Origin of the sequence: Arthrobacter sp. UYEF3, assembly GCF_040546245.1 — a bacterium.
Classification (GTDB): Bacteria; Actinomycetota; Actinomycetes; order Actinomycetales; family Micrococcaceae; genus Arthrobacter.
Map to the genome: position 1 here is coordinate 51,433 of NZ_JBEPNK010000018.1, position 18,996 is coordinate 70,428.

Consider the following 18,996-nt stretch of genomic DNA (forward strand, 5'->3'; position numbering starts at 1 on the left):
GGGGCCGCCGAAGCGTGCCGCCGGAGGCGGAGGCGTAGGTGGACAAGGAATCTACACATAGGCATCCGTCTGCGTCGCGGCTGTCGGAGCGGGCTGGGATACTGAATCAATGGCCAATAACCAGAACGCTGCAGTCCTTTCCGCTTCCGAACCTGCCGCGTTCGGCACGGCCGCCGCGGGCGGCGGGACACGTGACCAGGCCCAGGCGGTGCTGCGTGAACTGGTGGGACACCCGGGCGCGGAATTCCACGACGGCCAGTTCGAGGCCATCGAGGCCCTCGTCGACGGCGGCCGGCGCGCTTTGGTCGTGCAGCGTACCGGCTGGGGAAAATCGGCCGTGTACTTCGTTGCGTCGCTGCTGCTGCGCCGCCGCGGCGCCGGCCCCACCCTGATCGTGTCCCCGCTCCTGGCCCTGATGCGCGACCAGGTCGCCGCCGCCGCGCGGGCAGGCGTCCGGGCGGTGGCCATCAACTCGGCCAACCAGCTGGACTGGGACACGGTCCGCGAACAGCTCGCGGCCGATGAGGTGGACGTGCTCCTCGTCTCCCCGGAGCGGCTGACCAATCCGTCGTTCCGCGAGAACCAGCTGCCCGAGCTGGTCCGCCGGACCGGCCTGCTGGTGATTGATGAGGCCCACTGCATCTCGGACTGGGGCCACGACTTCCGCCCCGATTACCGGCGGATCGCGGACCTGATCACCCAATTGCCGGACAGCGTGCCGGTCCTGGCCACCACTGCCACCGCCAACTCCAGGGTGGTGCACGATATCGAGGAGCAACTCGGCGAGGGCGTGCTGACCATCCGGGGCGCCTTGGGCCGTGAGTCGCTGCGGCTGGGCGTCCTGCGTCTGCCCGACTCCCGGGAGCGGCTGGGCTGGCTGCTCACGCACCTGAAGGACCTGCCCGGCAGCGGCATCATCTACACCCTCACCGTTTCCGCCGCCGAGGACACCGCCCGTCTCCTGGCCGAAGCCGGCCACGAAGTGCTCGCTTACACCGGCAGGACCGACCCCGCGGACCGGGAACGCGCCGAACAACTGCTCAAGGACAACCAGGTGAAGGCCCTTGTGGCCACCTCGGCCCTCGGCATGGGATTCGACAAGCCGGACCTGGGCTTCGTGGTGCACCTCGGCGCGCCGTCGTCCCCCGTGGCCTACTACCAGCAGGTGGGCCGCGCCGGCCGCGGCGCTGCAAACGCCGACGTGCTGCTCCTGCCCGGTTCCGAGGACCGCGACATCTGGCAGTACTTCGCCACCGCTTCGATGCCCTCCGAAGAAAAGGCCGCTGCCGTTCTAAGCGCCCTCGCCGAGGCGGGCACTGCAGTCTCCACCGTGGCGCTAGAGGCCAGGGTGGACCTGCGGCGGACGCCGCTGGAACTGCTGCTGAAGGTGCTGGCCGTGGACGGTGCCGTGGAACGGGTGGGCGGCGGGTGGCGCTCCACCGGGCAGGCGTGGACGTACGACGCCGAACGGTACCGCCGGATTGCCGAGGCGCGGGTGGATGAGCAGGATTCCATGGTGATCTACCAGGACACCGCAGGCTGCCGGATGGAGTACATCACCTCGGTGCTCGATGACGAGACGGCCCGGGCCTGCGGCCGCTGCGACAACTGCGCCGGCCGGTGGTTCCCGGCCGACATCGCCACCGACGCCACCGCCGCGGCGGGCGCGACCCTGAGCCGGGCCGGGACGGTGCTGGAGCCGCGGCTGCAGTGGCCCAGCGGCATGGACCGGCTGGGCGTGAGCGTGAAGGGCAAGATCAAGCCGGAGGAAAGCCTGGCTAACGGCCGTGTGCTGGCGCGGCTGACGGATCTCGGCTGGGGCGGGGCGCTTCGGGAAACCTTCGCCGCCGGCGCCCCGGACCGCGCCGTGGACCCGGGAATGCTGCGGGCCTGCGTGCAGGTCCTGCGGGAGTGGGGAACCGGCGATGCCCGCACGCCCGGCTGGAGCGGCGCGGGCCGGCCCGCGGCGGTCGTCAGCATTCCCTCCCGCAGCAAACCCGAACTGGTGGAGTCGCTCGCGAGAGGGATCTCCGAGATCGGCCGGCTGCCCTACCTGGGCCAGCTGCAGCTCGCCCACGGCGGACCCACCGGGAGCCGCGGCGGCAACAGCGCCTACCGCCTCGCGGGCGTCTGGGACCGGCTCCAGGTCGGTCCGGAGCTGGCCGCAGCATTGGAGGGCCTCCAGGTCCGGAGCATCATGCTGGTGGACGATCTGGTGGACAGCCGCTGGACCGTGACTGTGGCCGGACGTGCCCTCCGGCTCGCGGGTGCCGGGGCCGTGCTGCCGCTCGTACTCGGCCAGGCCGGCTGAACCGCGGCCGGCCGGGCTCAGGACTGCCCGACGCCGTCGAACGCCCGGCCGTACGCCCGGCCAGGCTAAATTGCCCCAGGGACGCAAAAGGCCCCGGTCCAGGACCGGGGCCAAACGCGGAGACGGGGGGATTTGAACCCCCGGTGGAGTTGTGCCCCACACTTCATTAGCAGTGAAGCCCATTCGGCCGCTCTGGCACGTCTCCAATCGCTATTCCTAGCCCACCAAGAATACGCAGAAGGGGCCACGCAGTGCAAAACGGCCCGTCCGGAGCAACTCGGGGTCACGACCAGCCCAGTAAACGGTCACCCCCGGCCCATCGAGGGCTGCCGTACGGGCGGGAAGTGACACCCGCGTTGCCTGCCGCCGTCGGTGAGCGGCCTGCCTCAGGCTGCCCCGCCTGCCAGCGCGCGCCACAGGAAATGCTGGCTGCGGCTCTGCAGCGCAGCGGCCTGGCGGTTGTCCGAGGCTCCCGCGTGGCCGCCTTCGAGCGCCTCGTGGAACCAGACGGTGGGGATGCCCATGGCCTGCATCCGGGCGGCCATCTTGCGGGCCTGCACCGGGCCCACCCGGTCATCCGAGGTCGCGGTCCAGATGAAGGTTTCCGGGTACTCCACCCCGTCGCGGAGCTGGTGGTAGGGCGAGAAGGTCCGGATGAATTCCCACTGCTCGGGCACGTCCGGGTCGCCGTATTCGGCAATCCAGGAGTACCCGGCGGAGAGCTTGGTGTACCGGCGCATGTCCAGCAGCGGAACCCCGCAGGACACGGCCCCGAATAGTTCCGGGTACTGGGTGAGCATGTTCCCGACCAGCAGACCGCCGTTGGAGCCGCCCACGCAGCCCAGCCGCTGGCGAGACGTCACGCCGCGCGAGATCAGGTCCTGTGCGACGGCGGCGAAGTCCTCGTAGGCGCGGTGCCGCTGGTCCTGCAGCGCGGCACGGTGCCACGAGGGGCCGTATTCGCCGCCGCCGCGGATGTTCGCGACGACGTAAACCCCGCCGCGGCCGGGAGCCGCCTCGCCGTCCGCGCCCGCTGCTGCTTCTGTGCGCCGTTCCAGCCATGCCCGGCCGACAGCACCGCTGTAGGCCGGAGTCCGGGAAATCTCGAATCCGCCGTAGCCGGAGAGCTGCGTGGGGTTCTGTCCGTCGAGCACCAGGTCACGGGCGGCGACCTGGAAATAGGGCACCCGGGTGCCGTCCCTCGAGACGGCGAAATGCTGCTGCACCTCGTAGGCCTCCTCGTCGAAGAACGACGGCGCGGTCCGGATCACCTCGTGGCTGCTGACGACGCCGTCCACGCCGGCCCGCGCCAGGGTGCCGCGGGTCAGGGTGCTCGGTGTTGCGAAGCCGGTGGCGACCAGCCAGAAGTCGTTCCCGGCAGTGCCGTCGGTGCCGTCGGTGTCGCCGTCGCCGCTGTCGTCCTCGTCGTCGACGGCGTAGGCGTTGACATCGTGCAGGGGCGGGCAGGCATCCAGCACGCTGGCGGCCCAGGCGACGTCGGTGCCGGGCCGCTGCGGGTCCAGCACCCGGATCTCGGAGGAAACGTCCCGAAGCAGGTTCAGCAGCAGGAAGTCCCGGGTCCAGCTCCAGGACTGGAGGGAGGTGTGCGCGTCCGGGGTGAAGAGCACAGAGAGCTCCCGGCCGCCGGCCAGGAAGTCCTCGAAGTCGGCCGCCAGCAGGGACCCGGCGGGGTAGCTGGTGCCGTTGACGGTCCACTCGCGCTGCGGGCGGAAGAGCAGCCATTCCCGGTGCGAACTCAGGTTCACGTCCGACGGCACGTCGATTTCCAGCCACTGGCCGTCGCGCAGCACCGAGGTCCGCTTTTCGAAGAAGCTGATCCAATCCACGGCGAAAGTCCGTTCGAAGCCGGGGGTGGAGTCATGCGCCAGGAGCGCCATCATGTGGTCTTCGGGAATTTCGAAGAGCCGCTCGGCCGAGTCCAGCGAATCGCCGCGGCCCAGGACCACCCCGGTCCGGGCGTACGAGGAACTGGTGCGCGGCAGTCCCGCGGCCGTACTCGCGACCAGCAAAGTATCCGCGTCGAGCCACGACACGTTGCCCTTGGCAGTCGGAAGGTCGAAGCCGCCCTGGGCGGGGTCAACAAAGCTGCGGGTCTCGACGTCGAACTCGCGGTAGCGGTTCGCGTCGCCGCCGTCGGGGGAGAGCGCCAGTAACGCGAACCGGTGCGGCTGCCCGGCGTCGGGGCGCAGGAAGTTGGCGCCGTGGAAGACCCACTCTTCGCCTTCTGCCGCGGCGAGGGCGTCGATGTCGAGCAGGATCTCCCACTCGGGCGATCCGGCCCGGTATCCCGCCCAGCCCGTGCGGCGCCAGAGGCCCTTCGGGTGCTCGCGGTCCTTCCAGAAGTTGTAGTACCACTCGCCGTGCTTGCCCACCATGGCGATCCGCTCGGTGGAATCCAGGACCTCGAGGATGCGGTTCTCGAGCTCGAGGTATTCCGCGTCCTCCAGCAGCTCCTCGGTGCGGGCGTTCTGTTCCCGGACCCAGGCCAGTTGCTCCTCGCCGTAGATGTCCTCCAGCCAGATATTCTCGTCGACGGGTTCGGGGGCGGTGCCGGGGTTCGTTCCGGAAGGCCCGCTGGACGCGGGTGGTTGCTCAGCTGCGGTGGTGGTCATCGGCCCATCCAAGCAACTGCAAGGTCGGGCAGGCAAGTCAAAGCCGCCGGGCAGGCAGTCAGGACGCCGGCCCGCTTGCGGATACGCTGGATGCCGTGGTTATATCGCGAAGCATCCGGACGGCACTGATTGGCGCCGGGCCCAGGGGCACCAGCGTGCTGGAGCGGCTGCTCGCCAACTGGGCCGCCGCCTCGCCCGGGGCCACCCTGCATGTGGACGTCATCGACCCCTACCCCGCAGGACCGGGCCATGTCTGGCAACCCGGGCAGTCGCGGCTCTACCTGATGAATACGCAGTCCTTCTACCCCACCGTTGTCCCCGAGGACCCGGAACTGGCGAAGCCGCTGGCCGGCGGCACCTTTGACCGGTGGCGAAAGCTGCAACGGCGGGACCCGCATCCCGCGCTGTCCGCCGACGAATGCGCCGAGCTGGCCGGGCTGGAGTCGGCCGATTTCCCCAGCCGCGCGCTCTACGGCCGCTACCTGCGGGCCACGCTCGAGGAACTGCTGGAACGGCTGCCCGACGGAGCCACCGTAGCGTTCCACCAGACCACGGCGACGTCGGTCCGGCCGGCCGCCGGACCGGAGCCCGCCGGCTTCGACGTCGCGCTCGCCGACGGCACCAGGCTGACCGTCGGGTCCGTGGTGCTGGCGCTCGGCCACCTTGAGTCCCGGCTCAATCCGGAACAGCGCGAACTGCAGTCCGCGGCGGAGGAACTTGGACTGACGTACCTCCCGCCGGCCGCCCCGGCCGACGTCGACTGGTCCCGGATTCCCGCGGTCCGGCCGGTGCTGGTGCGTGGCATGGGCCTGAATTTCTTCGATGCGATGGGCCAGTTGACCGAGGGCCGCGGCGGCAAATTCCTGCCCCGCCCGGACGGGGCCGGACTGACGTACCTGCCGTCCGGGCGGGAACCTCTGATCATTGCCGCCTCCCGGCGCGGTACCCCCTACCGGGCGAAGGCGACCCTGGCCGGCTACTACCCGGCCGCGGTGAAGTTGAGGTACTGCACCGAGGAGGCGCTCGCCAAGTTTGCCACCTCCGGTATAGTGCCGAGTTTCGACCACGACCTGTGGCCGCTGCTGCACCGGGACGCCATGTGGGCCTACTACTCCACCCTGGCGCGCTCGCAGCCGGACGCCGTCGGCACCGATCCGGCCGCCTTCCTCGGTGCGCTGGAGGAGGCGCTGCGGCCGCACGCCCACTCCACGGTGAAATGGGACGATGCCGCTAGTGCGGTGATCGACGCGTCCGTCCGCCCGGCTAACCGGCTGGACCTGCTGGGCCTCGCCGCGCCGTTGGCCGGACGCAGCTTCGCCGCCCGGGCACAGCTGGACGCCGCCGTCGTGGACTACCTGCTGGACGACGCGCGGCGCTCCGCCCTCGGGGAAGAGGATCCGGTGAAAATGGCGATCGGCGCGCTGCACCACGGCCGGGCGGTACTGAAGACAGCGGTGGCCGACGGCGGCATCACCGACGCATCATGGGTCGCCGGGCTCCGCGGCTGGTTTGAGTCCTTCGTGGAAGGGCTCGCGAGCGGGCCGCCGGCGCTCCGGGCCGAGCAGCTTGCGGCACTGGCCCGGGCCGGGATGGTCAGCTTCGTCGGCCCCGACCCCAAATTCGGCGTCGACCGGAAGGCCAAGGCATTCACGGCCGCCTCGCCGTGGGTTGCCGGCCGCAACGGAGCGGATCGGGTTGAGGCCTCGGTGCTGATCGAGGCGCTCGCTCCGGCCAACCGGGTGGCCATCAACGCCTCCCCGCTGCTGGAACAGTTGCTCGCGGACGGACTGGTACGCCCGCGCCTCACGATGAGCGCGGAAGGCACACCCGTGCAGAGTTCCGGCCTGGACGTTGTCCCGCACCCCTACCGGCCGCTGGGCGCGAACGGGACGGTCACCGACGGGGTCTACGTGCTGGGCCTGCAGCTCTCTGCCGCGCAATGGGGCACCGCCATCGCGGCCGAGGCCCGCCCGCAGCGGGGGCCGGTCTACCGCAGCGGCCAGCGCACCCTGCGCGATGCCGACGAGATCGCCCGGGCTATTCTGGGCCGGTAGCCGTCAACGAGTCTTGAGCATGCCCTCCGTCCGGCCGGCATGATGCATATGGCACGTGCACGACGGGCATGTCCTTTCGTGGCGCCAGCAATAAATGAGCATGCCCTCCCTTCGGGCCGGGCAGTGGACATATTGGCTATATGTCCACTGCTGCGGCCCGGGGGAGGGCAAGCTCACTGGGTTAGGGCAGGAAAAATAGCCCCGCAGGCACTTCTGGTACCGGACCAGGGCGATCGCGTACTTGACCCAGCTGATGATGTCGTACCACTTCTTCGGCGGCACGGGTGCGGTGCATTTCGGCGGGACGGGAGCGCTGGCTGCGACCTTGACCTCCGCCTTGACCACGGTGCCGGATTCGACGGCGGTGAGCACCAGGGTGCCCGTGCCGGCCGAGGCACCGCCCACGGGCACCAACACGTTCTCGGAGGCAGCGCCGGCGGACACCGGGACGGTACCCAGTACGGTCACGACGCCCTTGGCGTCGGTGAATTCCGCGCGCAGCGAGGCGTTGGACGGGCTGCCCAACGAGGTGAGGTCCAGCTTGGAGACCGCCAGGGTGATGGCGCAGCCGCATTCGACCTCGGCTGCCCAAGGTGGATTCGCTGGCGCGGTCATCACGCACGGCAGGGGAGCCCGCGAACGCCGTGGTGTTATTTGCGGTGACCTTGCCGACCGGCTGGTTGCCGGTCACTGCCGCGTCGGCCGGGGCTTTGTCCACGATGGACTTGACGGCGGCGACACGCGGATAGTCGGCCACGAGCCTGGCCGCAGGATCTGTGCTGCGCTTGACGTTGGCCGCCCTGTAAACGGTGACGGACATGGTCTTGGTGTCAATGGTCAGCTGGATCTGCCCGATGAACTCGCCGTAGTTGCCGGTCTGCACGATCGGACCGGTCTTATTCAATGGACTGGAAACCGGCGGAACCACGACCAAATGACAAGCACCCTTGACATGCTGCAGGGAAATCCTCACACTGGTGCCATGACAAGCAAACTTGACAAACAGGACCGCAGTGAAGGAGACCGTGCGAGGTCCCGCGCTTATCACTTGGAATTCTGGCCGGGCATGGCCGCCTATGCGGTGGTGCTTACCGGCGTTTTGCTGTGGGGGGACCTCGACGGCGCGAGTCCCTGGCGTTTCCTGTGGGCCGTGCTGCCGGTGATCCCAGGGCTCTGGATTGTGCGCGCAGTACTGCGGCACGTGCGGCGTAGTGACGACTACCAGCGGCTCCTGCTGCTGCGGGGGCTGGCCGGGGGCTTCGCCGTCGCCATGATCGTGTCGGTGACGGTGGCTTTCCTGGAAATTGCGGGGCTCCGGGTTCCCGGAACGGGGTGGGTGATTTACGGCGCGGGAATGCTCGGCTGGATCCTCACCGGTGCCGTTGCCGGTAGGCGATGAACAACCACCTGAAGACTCTGCGCGAGGGCCGGGGGTGGACCCAGGGTTCACTCGCCGACCAGCTCGGTGTTTCCCGTCAGACGGTGAATGCCTTGGAAACCGGCCGCTATGACCCGGCGTTGCCCTTGGCCTTTAGGATTGCGCGGCTGTTCGGCCAGCCCATTGAAGCTATCTTCATCCCTCCCGAAGAACCCGAGACCCCTGCCCGCAGTTGATCCCGGTGCGGGCAGAGTGCTCAGATTGTGAGGAGCCGTCAGGCCTGGTTGAAGCGGACCATGTTGCCGGATGGGTCGCGGAAAGCGCAGTCGCGCGGTCCCCACGGCTGCACGATGGGTTCCTGGAGGACCTCCGCACCGCCGGCACGGACCGCCTCGAACGTGGCATCGAGATCGTCCGTGCGGAAAACGATGATGGGCAGAACGCCCTTGGCGAGCAACTCCTGGAGCGCGTCGCCGTCGTCCTGGGAGCGGCCCGCATGCGGCGGTGAAAGCACGATCTCCAGATCAGGCTGGGCTGCGCTGCCGAGGGTGACCCAGCGGTGGCCGTCCGAGCCGACGTCGTTGCGGACCTCCAACCCGAGTACGTCGCGGTAGAACGCGAGCGACTCGTCGAGATCGTTGACGGTGATCTGTGCATACTGAAGTGAAATGTTCATGACTCAAACGCTACGGCGCGGCGAGCGAGGCTGCTTCTTCAATCCTGCTCGGTTTCCGCGGCGGCCGGGTGTGCTGCCGGGCAACGCAGGACGGCATGGCCTTCACCGCGTGGTGTTCACCGTCCCGGTAGGCGCTGGGCGGTATGCCGACGATCTCGGTAAATCGGGAACTGAACGAGCCCAGCGAAGTACAGCCAACTTCCATGCAGGCATCAGTCACGCTGGCACCTCCCCGCAGCAGCGCCATGGCACGTTCGATCCGCCGTGTCATGAGGTAGGTGTAAGGCGTCTCACCGTAGGCGGCCTTGAACTGGCGGGAAAAATGCGCCGGGGACATGAGCGCGCCTGCGGCCATCGTGGGCACATCCAGCGGCCGGGCGTAGTGGCGGTCGATCAGGTCCCGCGCGCGGCGAAGCTGGACAAGATTGGCCAACTCCTGCGGTGTCATGCGGAAATTCTAGCGCTGATCCCGGGGAAGTGGCCCGCCCTGGGCTGACTGCAGGGTCGCTTAGTGCAACGCGGGCCGCACCATACGTAGTTCGGGCAGTGCATGCCAGGCCGGCGGAAGTACTGCGCGTTTCCCGTCGGCCTGGAAACCGTACTTCTCATAAAAGGCGCGCGCCCGGGGGTTGTCCTCAAGCACCCAAAGATAGGCGGCTGAGTCTGCCAGCGCGGCGGTCAGCAGGGCGGCGCCCAGCCCGGTCCCGTAGGTGCGGCTCAGCGTGTAGATGGAGTACAGCTCCAGTTCCTGGGACCGGTCCTCGTCACGCCCTGGGCCGGCGTCGGCGAATCCGACGATTTCGTCGTTTTCGTCCAAGGCGATGATTCGAGGTTCAGTGCTTTCAAGATATGGTCGGCGTCTTGTCACACGCTCCGGGATACTGGCCCGGCGGCCTTCGAAGAACTCTAAGGGCAAGAGGTGTCCGTAGCACTCTTCGTGGGCCTGGGTGTGCATTCGAACCACGGCATCAGCATCCTCCGCAGCGGCTTGGCGGATCCGGTATTCCATCTCCCCAGCGTAGTTTGCGGCCCGGACGATCGAAGGCCGGCGCGGGTTGACGCACGGGAGGCTGGCCCTGCCGGAGGCAAAAAACGGGTCCGCGGCCAAGAAACCGGCAAACGAGTGAGGCCGGCCAAATCAACCTTTCGATTGGTTCAACCGGCCTCCAAGCCGCGCAAAACTTAGCGCACCCGCGGAAGGTAAGAGATTCGAACTCTTGGTACGGGGTTACCGCACACTGGTTTTCAAGACCAGCTCCATCGGCCGCTCGGACAACCTTCCCTAACGAGTAGTGTTTCATAGCCGGTCTGCAGCCACAAAAAGCGGCGGCGCTCGCAGAGGACGGCGGGTCGGGCACCTACTCTGGAACAGGGCGTTGTCCGTACCGCGAGCCGCAGGCGCCCCGCCCGCACTGCACCAGTAAGGAATTGGGAGTTCTCCATGAAGGCTGTCTACATTTCAGAGCCCGGCGGGCCGGAGGTTCTGGAGCTCCGCGAAGTCCCGTCGCCCGTTCCAGGGCCGGGAGAGGTTCTGATCGACGTGGTCGCAGCCGGACTCAACAGGGCAGACGTCCAGCAACGACGGGGGTTCTACCCTCCGCCCCAGGGCGCCTCCGAAATCCCCGGCCTCGAAGTGTCCGGGCGGATTGCCGGCTTCGGCCCCGGCGTCACCAAGCCCTTCTCCATTGGGGACAAAGTCGTGGCGCTGCTTGCCGGCGGCGGCTACGCCGGGCAGGTGGCCGTTCCGGCCGGCCAGGTCCTGCGGATTCCCGACGGCGTGGACCTAGTCACAGCAGCATCGCTCCCCGAAGTGGCGGCCACCGTCTACTCCAACCTGGTGATGACGGCCCAGCTGCAGGCGGGTGAGACTGTCCTTATCCATGGAGCCACCGGCGGCATCGGTACTATGGCCATCCAGCTGGCGAAGGCCCTCGGCGCGCGGGTCGCGGCCACTGCCGGCACCGCGGAGAAGGTCGGCACCGCGATAGCGTTCCTCGGCGCGGACATCGCCATCAACTACGCGGAAGAGGAGTTCCCGGAGAGCCTGCGCGGCCAGAACGGCGGCAAGGGCGCGGACGTGATCCTCGACGTCGTCGGCGCCAAGTACCTGGGGCGGAACGTGGACGCCCTCGCCGACTACGGCCGGCTCGTCGTGATCGGGCTGCAGGGCGGCACCACGGCGGAACTGGACCTCGGCATGCTGCTGCGCAAGCGCGCGGCGATCATCGCCACCTCGCTTCGCCCGCGACCGGTGGAGGAGAAAACCGTCATCATGACCGCCGTCCGCGACGCCGTCTGGCCGCTGGTGGCCGACGGCCGGATCCGTCCGCTCGTGGCCAGGACGTTCCCGTTGGACCAGGTCCGGGAGGCACAACGATACTTCGACTCGGGGGAGCACGTGGGTAAGGTCTTGCTCGTCATGTAGGAAATGTGACGCATCGCATACGTTGATCGGCATATTTTCGGGCGCCCGGGCAGCACAAACGGCGATATTGTAATTCCATACGCGGTATACACGCGTCTTGGGGCGCGTGTATGCCGTCGTGCTGCTACCCTCGGGAGCACCATGTCTATCCGCCTCGGCCTTCTCGCCCTGCTGCAGGACCGCCCCCGCTACGGGTACCAACTCCGGACTGAGTTCGAGGACCGCACCGGATCCTCCTGGCCGCTCAACATCGGGCAGGTTTACACCACCCTGGACCGCCTCGAACGCGACGGCCTCGTGCAAAAAGACGGTGCCGACGGCGAAGGCCACATCATCTACAGCATCACCCCGGCTGGCCTGGCCCAGGTCCGGGACTGGTTCCAGGATCCCGTGGGCCGCGCTAATCCGCCACGCAACGAACTCGCCATCAAGCTCGCCCTTGCGCTGACTGTGCCCGCCGTCGACGTCGGCGGACTCATCCAGGCACAGCGCGCCGTCTCTATCCGGGCGTTGCAGGAATACACTAAATCCCGGCGCGACGCCGCCATGAACCCGCGTACGACCGAGCTGGCAAAGCTCCTGGTGCTGGACTCTCTCATCTTCCAGACCGAGGCGGAGGTCCGCTGGCTGGACCTCTGCGAGGCACGACTGATGCAGCTGGCCGGTCCGGCCTGACCGCTCGCACCAGGCCGGCGCCATTGGCCGCGCACTCCATGCCGCTCGTCGCGCACTCCATGCCGTTCGTCGCGCGGTCCCGGCCCGGCGCGACCGGTTCATGTCTATCCGGGTGCCGCGTTGGTAGGGTGCCGTGGGGTAGATCTGACTGCTGATCTGCCAAACGGGGTTCTCAAGGAGGAGACATGGGCGCAATGCCAGACGGCGGGCCAAACACCGCACTACTAGACGACGGCATCGAACCGGTTCCGGGCCTTCCGGCCACGGCCGTTGATGAGTCCGTCCGCGAAGCGGAAGAGCGTAATTGGACACCCGCGAAAATCGCCCTCTGGGTGGCAATCGCACTGCTGGGCGGCGTCGCCTGGTTCATGCTCGCGATCGTTCGCGGCGAGACGGTGAACGCAATCTGGTTCGTGTTCGCCTCGGTCTGCACCTACCTGATCGGCTACCGCTTCTACTCCAAGGTGATCGAACGGTACATCACCAAGCCGAACGACCGCCGCGCCACCCCGGCCGAATACAAGGCTGACGGCAAGGACTATGTCCGGACTGACCGCAACGTGCTGTTCGGCCACCACTTTGCCGCCATCGCCGGCGCCGGCCCCCTGGTAGGCCCGATCATTGCCGCCCAGATGGGATACCTCCCGGGCACCCTTTGGCTCATCGTCGGCGTGGTGCTGGCCGGTGCGGTCCAGGACTACTTGGTGATGTTCTTTTCCATGCGCCGCGGCGGCCGTTCCCTCGGCCAGATGGCCCGTGAGGAACTCGGCGTCATCGGCGGCACTGCTGCGCTAGTCGCGACCCTGCTTATCATGGTGATCATCGTCGCCATCCTGGCCCTCGTCGTTGTCAACGCCCTCGCCGAAAGCCCCTGGGGTGTTTTCTCCGTTGGCATGACCATACCGATCGCACTGTTCATGGGTGTCTACCTGCGCTACCTCCGCCCCGGCAAGGTCATGGAAGTCTCCATCATCGGCTTTGTGCTGCTGATGGCAGCCATCATCGGCGGCGGCGCCGTAGCCGGCACCGAATGGGGCGCCGCGTTCTTCCACCTGGACAAGGTCACCATCGCGTGGGCGCTGATCGCCTACGGCTTTATCGCCGCGATTCTGCCCGTTTGGCTGCTGCTGGCCCCGCGCGACTACCTCTCCACCTTCATGAAGATCGGCGTGATCGTCATGCTGGCGCTAGCCGTCATCGTGGTGCGCCCCGAGGTCACCGTCCCTGCCTTCAGCGAGTTCGCGAGCCGCGACAACGGTCCGGTCCTCTCCGGTGCGCTGTTCCCGTTCCTCTTTGTCACTATTGCCTGCGGTGCGCTGTCCGGCTTCCATGCACTGATCTCGTCGGGCACGACGCCGAAGCTTATCGAAAAGGAACGCCAGACCCGCTTCATCGGCTACGGCGGAATGCTGATGGAATCCTTCGTGGCCATCATGGCCCTCGTTGCCGCGATCTCGATCGACCGCGGCCTGTACTTCGCGATGAACGCACCGGCTGCTCTGACCGGGGGCACGGTGGAGACAGCCGCTGCTTGGGTCAACAGCCTGGGACTGTCCGGTGTCAACCTCAGCCCGAGCTTGCTCTCGGAGACGGCCGCCAACGTCGGTGAGCAGAGCATCATCTCCCGCACCGGCGGCGCGCCGACGCTCGCCGTGGGTCTTGCCCACATCATGCAGCAGTTCATCGGCGGCACCGCACTTATGGGCTTCTGGTATCACTTCGCCATCATGTTCGAGGCGCTGTTCATCCTCACCGCCGTCGACGCCGGCACCCGGGTTGCGCGGTTCATGCTGCAAGACTCGATCGGCAACTTCGTGCCGAAGTTCAAAGAGCACTCCTGGCGGCCGGGGGCCTGGCTGGCGACCGCCGTCATGGTGGCGGCCTGGGGTGCGGTGCTGCTGATGGGTGTCACCGACCCGCTGGGCGGCATCAACACGCTGTTCCCGCTCTTCGGCATCGCCAACCAGTTGCTGGCAGCGATTGCCCTTTCGGTGGTCCTCGCCATCGTCGCCAAGCGCGGCAGCTTCAAGTACCTCTGGATCGTGGCGCTGCCGCTCGCCTTCGCGGCCGTCGTCACCATCACCGCGAGCTTCCAAAAGATATTCTCGCCGGTCCCCGCCGTCGGGTACTTCGCCAACAATGCCGGGTTTGCCAAGGCGCTGGCGGACGGGAAGACCTCCTTCGGCACAGCTAAGACGCAGGCCGCGATGGAGGCCGTGGTCCGGAACACCGCGATCCAGGGCTGGCTGTCGGTCATCTTCGTGGTGCTGAGCATCATCGTCATCATCACGGCGCTGATCGCCACTGTGAAGGCGTTCCGCAACGCTTCCGCCGGCGTCGTCAACATGCAATTCGAGGATCCGGCGCTGCCGTCCCGCATCTTCGCGCCGGCCGGGCTGATCCCCACCGCGGCGGAACGTGAGCTCGAAGCTCAATGGAAGAAGCTGCCCGCGGACCAGCGGCTCGAACACTCCGCCAGGCACTGAGGACTGCCGCCATGAACGCGCTTTTAGCGGGATTCCGGGGCTTTGCCGAGTTCTTCGGTGGCGTCCTCGGAGCGGACGCCTACAAGAAGTACCTGGAGCACCATCAGGCCTCGGGCCATGCGGGGCCGCCGATGTCTGAGCGGGACTTTTGGCGGGACCACACTGACCGCCAGGACAAGAACCCGCAAGGCCGCTGCTGCTAGGCGGCTGCGCCGGCGAAGGATAGCGGCAGGCAGCGTACGGGCGGGCGGTCTTTCGCCTTTCTGAGGGCACCGTCGGGAACACCAGTTCCCGACGGTGCCCTCTGCGTTAAGCCGGCCGGCACGGCCCGTCATGCGCTCCCGCCCTCCGCTCCCGCGCGTGAGAGTATGAAGCCATGGGCGATCCGATCGACACTCAGTTTTCCGATGGCACACAAATGGGCGGCGCCCCGATGGAGGGCGCGCCGCTGGAGGGAATCACCACCCCTTCGGCCGCGCAGGACGGGCCCGCGGGCGACGCGGCGACCGGCAGGCTAAGCCCGCGTCCGGCCGATTCCCGGGAAATGGCCCCGCGCGGCAGGGCAAGCCACCTTCAGGATCTGGTCGACCAACCCGCCAAAGTGATGCGGATCGGCACCATGCTGAAGCAGCTGTTGGACGAGGTGAAATCCGCTCCGCTCGACGACGCGGCCAGGGCCCGGCTGGCCGAAATCCACGAACGCTCAATCAAGGAACTCGAAGACGGGCTGGCGCCCGAGCTGGTCCAGGAACTTGAGCGGATCCATCTGCCGTTCCCCGAGGACGGCACCCCCTCGGACGCCGTGTTGCGCATCGCGCAGGCACAGCTGGTCGGTTGGCTCGAAGGGCTGTTCCACGGTATCCAGACCGCAATTGCGGCCCAGCACGCCGCCCGTGAGCACGCGGCCGCGCAGCTGCAGCTCCGCCAGTTGCCGCCCGGCACCATGATTGCGCCCGGTGTCATCATCGGCGAAAACGGCGAGCCCCAGCGCGCCGCCGAAGCGCAGCCCGGGGCGGATCCGTCGCACCCCGCCAAACCCGCCGATCCGGACCACGGTCCCGGCCAGTACCTCTAGGCAGCGTTGGGATTCTTCAGCGCCGCGCGGCAAGGACGCAAAGACGACGCCGAACTTGGCAAGGGCCTCTGGCGGCGCGCGCACGACCGTTTCATCCGGGGCCTGGACCGCTACCACCAGGTGCTCGAAGGCGTGGACGACGAGGCGCTGTACGCAGAACTGGTGGAGATCGCCAACGAACTGGCCGTCCTGGCCGGCCGGGTGCGGCAGATTTGCGTGGAAGCGCAGCGCCGCTCACCCAGCGACGGCCTGGACATCCCCGGTGCCCTCGCCGGCGTGCACCGCTCGCTTTCGACGGCGGGCAACTCGCTGGCGATGACGGCCGAAGCGGCGGCGATGCTCCGCCTCGCCGTCGGGCCGGTGCCGGTGGGGGCCGCGTCCGTGCGGCGCCGCGCGGAGTCTGTCGTCGAACACATCGACGACGCCGAACGGCGGCTGGCGGAGGCTGCCGCGCAAGACTGACGCCCGAATATTCCGGGTTAAGCGCCTAGCTTAGCTTCGCCGAAACGCTAGCCTGGCGGGCCGTCGGTTGGCAGGATAGGCGGATGACTTTTTCACCTGAACTGACATTCAATGACGGCAACACCATCCCTCAGCTCGGTTACGGCGTATGGCAGGTAGCGGACGACGTCGCCGAGAAGGTGGTTGGCCAGGCTTTCGACGCCGGATTCCGGCACATCGACACCGCCAGGATCTACGGAAACGAAGCCGGGGTGGGCCGGGCGATCGAGAGCTCGGGCCTCAAACCGGAGGAAATCTTCATCACCACCAAGCTGTGGAACGCAGACCAAGGCTACGAGTCCACCCTTAAGGCCTTCGAGGAATCCATGGAGCGCCTGGGCCTTGCGACCCTGGACCTGTACCTGATCCACTGGATGCAGCCCAAGCAGGACAAGTACGTGGATACCTGGAAGGCGCTGATCGAGCTCCAGAAACAGGGCCGGGTGAAGACGATCGGCGTCTCCAACTTCACCAAGGAGGGGCTGCAGCGACTGATCGACGAAACCGGCGTCGTCCCGGCCATCCACCAGATTGAGCTGCACCCGTTCTTTAACCAGGCGGAGCTGCGCGAATTCAACGCATCCAATGGCATTCTCACCGAAGCCTGGTCGCCGCTGGGCCAGGGCGGCGAGCTGCTGGACAGCCCGGTCATCGCCCAGATCGCAGCCAAGCACGATGCCACGCCGGCACAGGTGGTCATCGCCTGGCACCTCGCGATCGGGAATGTTGTGATCCCCAAGTCCGTGACCGAGTCGCGGATCCGGGAGAACTATGGGGCCCTGGACGTCAACCTCGACCAGACCGACGTGCAGGCGATCAACGGCCTGGACCGCACCGCTGAGGGCGCCGGCCGCATCGGCGCGGACCCCTCGGTATCCGACTTCGCCTGAGACCTCTTGTGATAGGGCCTCCGCCCTTCGCGGTGGGGGCCTTTTCGCAAGGGTCGGCTAGGCGGCCGCCCGGTCCCGCCGCGGCCGAACGGCGTCGATCATGGCCCAGCCGCTTTCGTCCCTGACCTGCCTGCCGGCGAAACGCTCGGCTTGGTCGGCGTCTTCAAACGCTTCGGTGCGAACCCGGTCGCACTCGGTGTCCAGATAGGTGACTTCCCAATGCTGGACGGCCGCATGCTGCAATGCCGTCTGCCGTAGTGCTGGCTGCTGAAGATCTGTGAACTCCTGATGCTGTTCCATGGCTTAAGTCTGCAACCGGCCTCTGACACTAAGCGGTCAGTGGCCCGGCGTGTTGCCCAGGCGCAATACCCGTTCGCGGGCCAGGTCTTCCCGCCGCCGGTCCTTGTCGGCGGCGCGGGCAGCCTGCTGAGCGGCGGCAGAGACCAGCTCCAGGCGCTTACGGGCCAGCCTCAGCCCTGCCCCGGCTCTGGCGAGCTCTTCCTTGAGCCTGACCTCCTCCTCCGCCAGCGCGGCCGCCTCGTCCGCCGCTTCGCTCAGCTCGCCGGCCGCGTGCTCTGCCTCCGAAGCACTGAGCCGAGCGGCCTCTGAAGCTTGCTGCAGCGCGGCCTTGGCCCGCTCCCGCGCAGAGGGGCTGGGGGCAGGCCGCTCCTGCCGGACAGCCTGCAACCGGGGCTTTCCCGCCGCCGGGGGAGTGCCGGTTGCGCGCCCCGCGGCCGGTCGACCCCCGGCCGGCGGCGCCCCGGCCGGCGGCGCCCCGGCAGGGTCGTCCGGGACGGCAACAGCGCCGACCAGCTCCACGACGTCGACGCCGTCGGCGGAGAGTGCCCGGAGCAGGCGCCCGCTCCGGACCGCGGCGGCCGCGCCCTCGTCTGCCGTCGCCGCGCGGAGGGTCTGTTCCACTTCCCCCGCGATCGAGCTGCTGATTTTCCGGCCCTGCTGCTCCGCTACCACGGCTGCTTCCGCCACCGTACCGGCCAGCAGCTTCCGCCGCTCCCGGGCGAGGCTGCGGAGCGTGGCGGCGTCGAGGGCGGCCTGCGCCTGGCGCATGACGAGGCCCAGCTCGGCCAGGTCACGCAACTTCTCCGGCCGCTGCCAGGCGAGCATGTTGACGGCCCACGCGCTCACCGACGGCTTCGGCAGGGACCGCACCTCCGCCGCGCGGGCACGCAGCTCCGGCGTCGCGGGCGTGACCGCGAGCAGCTCCTTAGCCGCGGCCGTGCGGCCAGCGACGAAGTCGTCGAACGGCAGCGCATAAAGCTGCGCCGCGATGCCCGCCAGCTCACGCATTGCCATGCAAGAATCATAGAAGCTCCGGCCCTTCATGCCGGGGGCGCGCAGCACACGTCCACCGTAGGAGAGCCCACGTGATTGAAATAGCCGGACTCCCGGCCCACATCCTCCTGGTCCACGCGGTCGTGGTGCTGGGCCCCATCGCCGGCCTCGCGGCCATTGTCTACGCGGTGGCGGCCCGCTGGCACCGGTACTTGGCCTAGCCGCTGGGCGTGCTGGCGCTCGTGCTGGTCCCGATCTCGCTGGTGACCGCGCAAGTCGGAGAGCAACTGCAGCAATCGCGCCCGGCGACGGCGATGATCCAGGTGCATGCCCAGCAGGGGGACGTGCTGAAGATCGTCTCCGTCATCTTCTTCGTGATTGTCGCTGCGATGATTGTGACGAGCTACGAACCGATCGGCCGGCGCTTCGCCTTCCTCGGGCGCCTGCGCGAAAACCGGGTCCTGGGGGTCGGGCTGCTGATGGCCGGAGCTTTGGCCGGGGCCTTCTTCCTCTACCAGAGCATCATCACCGGGCACTCCGGCGCCTCCTCCGTGTGGGGCCGGTAGACGGTTACGGCCGGAAGGGGCAGGGCTGGCATT

At 68.0% G+C, this 18,996-nt stretch carries 20 protein-coding genes and 2 tRNA genes; 13 read left to right on the forward strand and 9 right to left on the reverse strand.

What is annotated here, in order from left to right; genetic code table 11:
• Positions 1–109: 109 nt before the first annotated feature.
• Positions 110–2,311, forward strand: a complete 2,202-nt coding sequence (locus ABIB14_RS13150; RefSeq protein WP_354236343.1) for a RecQ family ATP-dependent DNA helicase — start codon at positions 110–112, stop codon at positions 2,309–2,311.
• Between the two features lie 117 nt (positions 2,312–2,428).
• On the opposite strand, the gene ABIB14_RS13155 is transcribed toward ABIB14_RS13150, so the two are convergent.
• Both ABIB14_RS13155 and ABIB14_RS13160 read right to left on the reverse strand, forming a co-directional pair.
• Positions 2,429–2,516, reverse strand: a tRNA-Ser gene (locus ABIB14_RS13155).
• Positions 2,517–2,697: 181 nt separating this feature from the next.
• On the reverse strand, positions 2,698–4,944 hold the full coding sequence (locus ABIB14_RS13160) for a prolyl oligopeptidase family serine peptidase (RefSeq protein WP_354236344.1): 2,247 nt from the start codon (positions 4,942–4,944) through the stop codon (positions 2,698–2,700).
• A 95-nt stretch (positions 4,945–5,039) separates the two neighbouring features.
• Here ABIB14_RS13160 and ABIB14_RS13165 point away from each other — a divergent pair, with 95 nt between their 5' ends.
• Positions 5,040–6,998, forward strand: a complete 1,959-nt coding sequence (locus tag ABIB14_RS13165) for an FAD/NAD(P)-binding protein (RefSeq protein WP_354236345.1) — start codon at positions 5,040–5,042, stop codon at positions 6,996–6,998.
• Positions 6,999–7,001: 3 nt separating this feature from the next.
• Here the strand turns inward: ABIB14_RS13165 and ABIB14_RS13170 are convergent, their stop codons facing one another.
• Entirely contained in the window at positions 7,002–7,616 is a 615-nt protein-coding gene (locus ABIB14_RS13170; RefSeq protein ID WP_354236346.1) for a hypothetical protein, read from the reverse strand.
• Between the two features lie 364 nt (positions 7,617–7,980).
• Here ABIB14_RS13170 and ABIB14_RS13175 point away from each other — a divergent pair, with 364 nt between their 5' ends.
• Together ABIB14_RS13175 and ABIB14_RS13180 are read left to right on the forward strand one after the other, a co-directional pair.
• Positions 7,981–8,397, forward strand: coding sequence for a hypothetical protein (locus tag ABIB14_RS13175; RefSeq protein ID WP_354236349.1), 417 nt, complete (start codon positions 7,981–7,983; stop codon positions 8,395–8,397).
• Positions 8,394–8,612, forward strand: a complete 219-nt coding sequence (locus tag ABIB14_RS13180) for a helix-turn-helix transcriptional regulator (protein ID WP_354236350.1) — start codon at positions 8,394–8,396, stop codon at positions 8,610–8,612. Before ABIB14_RS13175 ends, ABIB14_RS13180 begins: the two co-directional genes overlap by 4 nt.
• A 38-nt stretch (positions 8,613–8,650) precedes the next feature.
• Here ABIB14_RS13180 and ABIB14_RS13185 read toward each other — a convergent pair whose 3' ends face one another.
• From ABIB14_RS13185 to ABIB14_RS13200, 4 genes are all read right to left on the reverse strand, one after another.
• The gene (locus ABIB14_RS13185; RefSeq protein WP_354236351.1) at positions 8,651–9,052 is read right to left on the reverse strand and encodes a VOC family protein; all 402 of its coding nucleotides are present in this window, start codon (positions 9,050–9,052) and stop codon (positions 8,651–8,653) included.
• A 10-nt stretch (positions 9,053–9,062) separates the two neighbouring features.
• Complete coding sequence (locus ABIB14_RS13190; RefSeq protein WP_354236352.1) at positions 9,063–9,500, reverse strand: helix-turn-helix transcriptional regulator; 438 nt, start codon at positions 9,498–9,500, stop codon at positions 9,063–9,065.
• 60 nt (positions 9,501–9,560) lie between these two features.
• Complete coding sequence (locus ABIB14_RS13195; RefSeq protein ID WP_354236353.1) at positions 9,561–10,061, reverse strand: GNAT family N-acetyltransferase; 501 nt, start codon at positions 10,059–10,061, stop codon at positions 9,561–9,563.
• A 185-nt stretch (positions 10,062–10,246) separates the two neighbouring features.
• Positions 10,247–10,334, reverse strand: a tRNA-Ser gene (locus ABIB14_RS13200).
• Between the two features lie 159 nt (positions 10,335–10,493).
• On the opposite strand from ABIB14_RS13200, the gene ABIB14_RS13205 reads away from it, so the two are divergent.
• The 7 genes from ABIB14_RS13205 to ABIB14_RS13235 all read left to right on the forward strand — a co-directional run bounded on the left by ABIB14_RS13205 (position 10,494) and on the right by ABIB14_RS13235 (position 17,104).
• Positions 10,494–11,477, forward strand: coding sequence for an NAD(P)H-quinone oxidoreductase (locus tag ABIB14_RS13205; protein WP_354236354.1), 984 nt, complete (start codon positions 10,494–10,496; stop codon positions 11,475–11,477).
• Between the two features lie 141 nt (positions 11,478–11,618).
• Positions 11,619–12,152, forward strand: a complete 534-nt coding sequence (locus tag ABIB14_RS13210; RefSeq protein ID WP_354236356.1) for a PadR family transcriptional regulator — start codon at positions 11,619–11,621, stop codon at positions 12,150–12,152.
• A 185-nt stretch (positions 12,153–12,337) separates the two neighbouring features.
• Positions 12,338–14,638 (forward strand): carbon starvation CstA family protein, encoded by a 2,301-nt coding sequence (locus tag ABIB14_RS13215; protein WP_354236358.1) that lies wholly within the window; start codon positions 12,338–12,340, stop codon positions 14,636–14,638.
• 11 nt (positions 14,639–14,649) lie between these two features.
• Entirely contained in the window at positions 14,650–14,841 is a 192-nt protein-coding gene (locus ABIB14_RS13220) for a YbdD/YjiX family protein (protein WP_354236359.1), read from the forward strand.
• 173 nt (positions 14,842–15,014) lie between these two features.
• Positions 15,015–15,713, forward strand: a complete 699-nt coding sequence (locus ABIB14_RS13225) for a bacterial proteasome activator family protein (protein WP_354236360.1) — start codon at positions 15,015–15,017, stop codon at positions 15,711–15,713.
• Positions 15,714–15,719: 6 nt separating this feature from the next.
• The gene (locus ABIB14_RS13230; protein ID WP_354236361.1) at positions 15,720–16,175 is read left to right on the forward strand and encodes a hypothetical protein; all 456 of its coding nucleotides are present in this window, start codon (positions 15,720–15,722) and stop codon (positions 16,173–16,175) included.
• 83 nt (positions 16,176–16,258) lie between these two features.
• Positions 16,259–17,104, forward strand: coding sequence for an aldo/keto reductase (locus ABIB14_RS13235; protein ID WP_354236362.1), 846 nt, complete (start codon positions 16,259–16,261; stop codon positions 17,102–17,104).
• Positions 17,105–17,161: 57 nt separating this feature from the next.
• Here the strand turns inward: ABIB14_RS13235 and ABIB14_RS13240 are convergent, their stop codons facing one another.
• Both ABIB14_RS13240 and ABIB14_RS13245 read right to left on the reverse strand, forming a co-directional pair.
• Positions 17,162–17,404, reverse strand: a complete 243-nt coding sequence (locus tag ABIB14_RS13240) for a hypothetical protein (protein WP_354236363.1) — start codon at positions 17,402–17,404, stop codon at positions 17,162–17,164.
• A 36-nt stretch (positions 17,405–17,440) separates the two neighbouring features.
• Positions 17,441–18,418, reverse strand: a complete 978-nt coding sequence (locus ABIB14_RS13245; RefSeq protein ID WP_354236364.1) for a hypothetical protein — start codon at positions 18,416–18,418, stop codon at positions 17,441–17,443.
• A gap of 71 nt (positions 18,419–18,489) precedes the next feature.
• Here ABIB14_RS13245 and ABIB14_RS13250 point away from each other — a divergent pair, with 71 nt between their 5' ends.
• Positions 18,490–18,618 (forward strand): hypothetical protein, encoded by a 129-nt coding sequence (locus ABIB14_RS13250; RefSeq protein WP_354236365.1) that lies wholly within the window; start codon positions 18,490–18,492, stop codon positions 18,616–18,618.
• A 9-nt stretch (positions 18,619–18,627) separates the two neighbouring features.
• Entirely contained in the window at positions 18,628–18,963 is a 336-nt protein-coding gene (locus tag ABIB14_RS13255) for a hypothetical protein (protein ID WP_354236366.1), read from the forward strand.
• The last annotated feature ends 33 nt before the right edge of the window (positions 18,964–18,996 follow it).

Coding starts and splice junctions, on each gene's coding strand:
- ABIB14_RS13180 (WP_354236350.1), top strand. CDS start 8,394: ATGAACAACCACCTGAAGACTCTGCGCGAGGGCCGGGGGTGGACCCAG.
- ABIB14_RS13175 (WP_354236349.1), top strand. CDS start 7,981: ATGACAAGCAAACTTGACAAACAGGACCGCAGTGAAGGAGACCGTGCG.
- ABIB14_RS13195 (WP_354236353.1), bottom strand. CDS start 10,061: ATGGAATACCGGATCCGCCAAGCCGCTGCGGAGGATGCTGATGCCGTG.
- ABIB14_RS13225 (WP_354236360.1), top strand. CDS start 15,015: ATGGGCGATCCGATCGACACTCAGTTTTCCGATGGCACACAAATGGGC.
- ABIB14_RS13220 (WP_354236359.1), top strand. CDS start 14,650: ATGAACGCGCTTTTAGCGGGATTCCGGGGCTTTGCCGAGTTCTTCGGT.
- ABIB14_RS13210 (WP_354236356.1), top strand. CDS start 11,619: ATGTCTATCCGCCTCGGCCTTCTCGCCCTGCTGCAGGACCGCCCCCGC.
- ABIB14_RS13245 (WP_354236364.1), bottom strand. CDS start 18,418: ATGGCAATGCGTGAGCTGGCGGGCATCGCGGCGCAGCTTTATGCGCTG.
- ABIB14_RS13185 (WP_354236351.1), bottom strand. CDS start 9,052: ATGAACATTTCACTTCAGTATGCACAGATCACCGTCAACGATCTCGAC.
- ABIB14_RS13150 (WP_354236343.1), top strand. CDS start 110: ATGGCCAATAACCAGAACGCTGCAGTCCTTTCCGCTTCCGAACCTGCC.
- ABIB14_RS13205 (WP_354236354.1), top strand. CDS start 10,494: ATGAAGGCTGTCTACATTTCAGAGCCCGGCGGGCCGGAGGTTCTGGAG.
- ABIB14_RS13215 (WP_354236358.1), top strand. CDS start 12,338: ATGGGCGCAATGCCAGACGGCGGGCCAAACACCGCACTACTAGACGAC.
- ABIB14_RS13190 (WP_354236352.1), bottom strand. CDS start 9,500: ATGACACCGCAGGAGTTGGCCAATCTTGTCCAGCTTCGCCGCGCGCGG.
- ABIB14_RS13160 (WP_354236344.1), bottom strand. CDS start 4,944: ATGACCACCACCGCAGCTGAGCAACCACCCGCGTCCAGCGGGCCTTCC.
- ABIB14_RS13235 (WP_354236362.1), top strand. CDS start 16,259: ATGACTTTTTCACCTGAACTGACATTCAATGACGGCAACACCATCCCT.
- ABIB14_RS13240 (WP_354236363.1), bottom strand. CDS start 17,404: ATGGAACAGCATCAGGAGTTCACAGATCTTCAGCAGCCAGCACTACGG.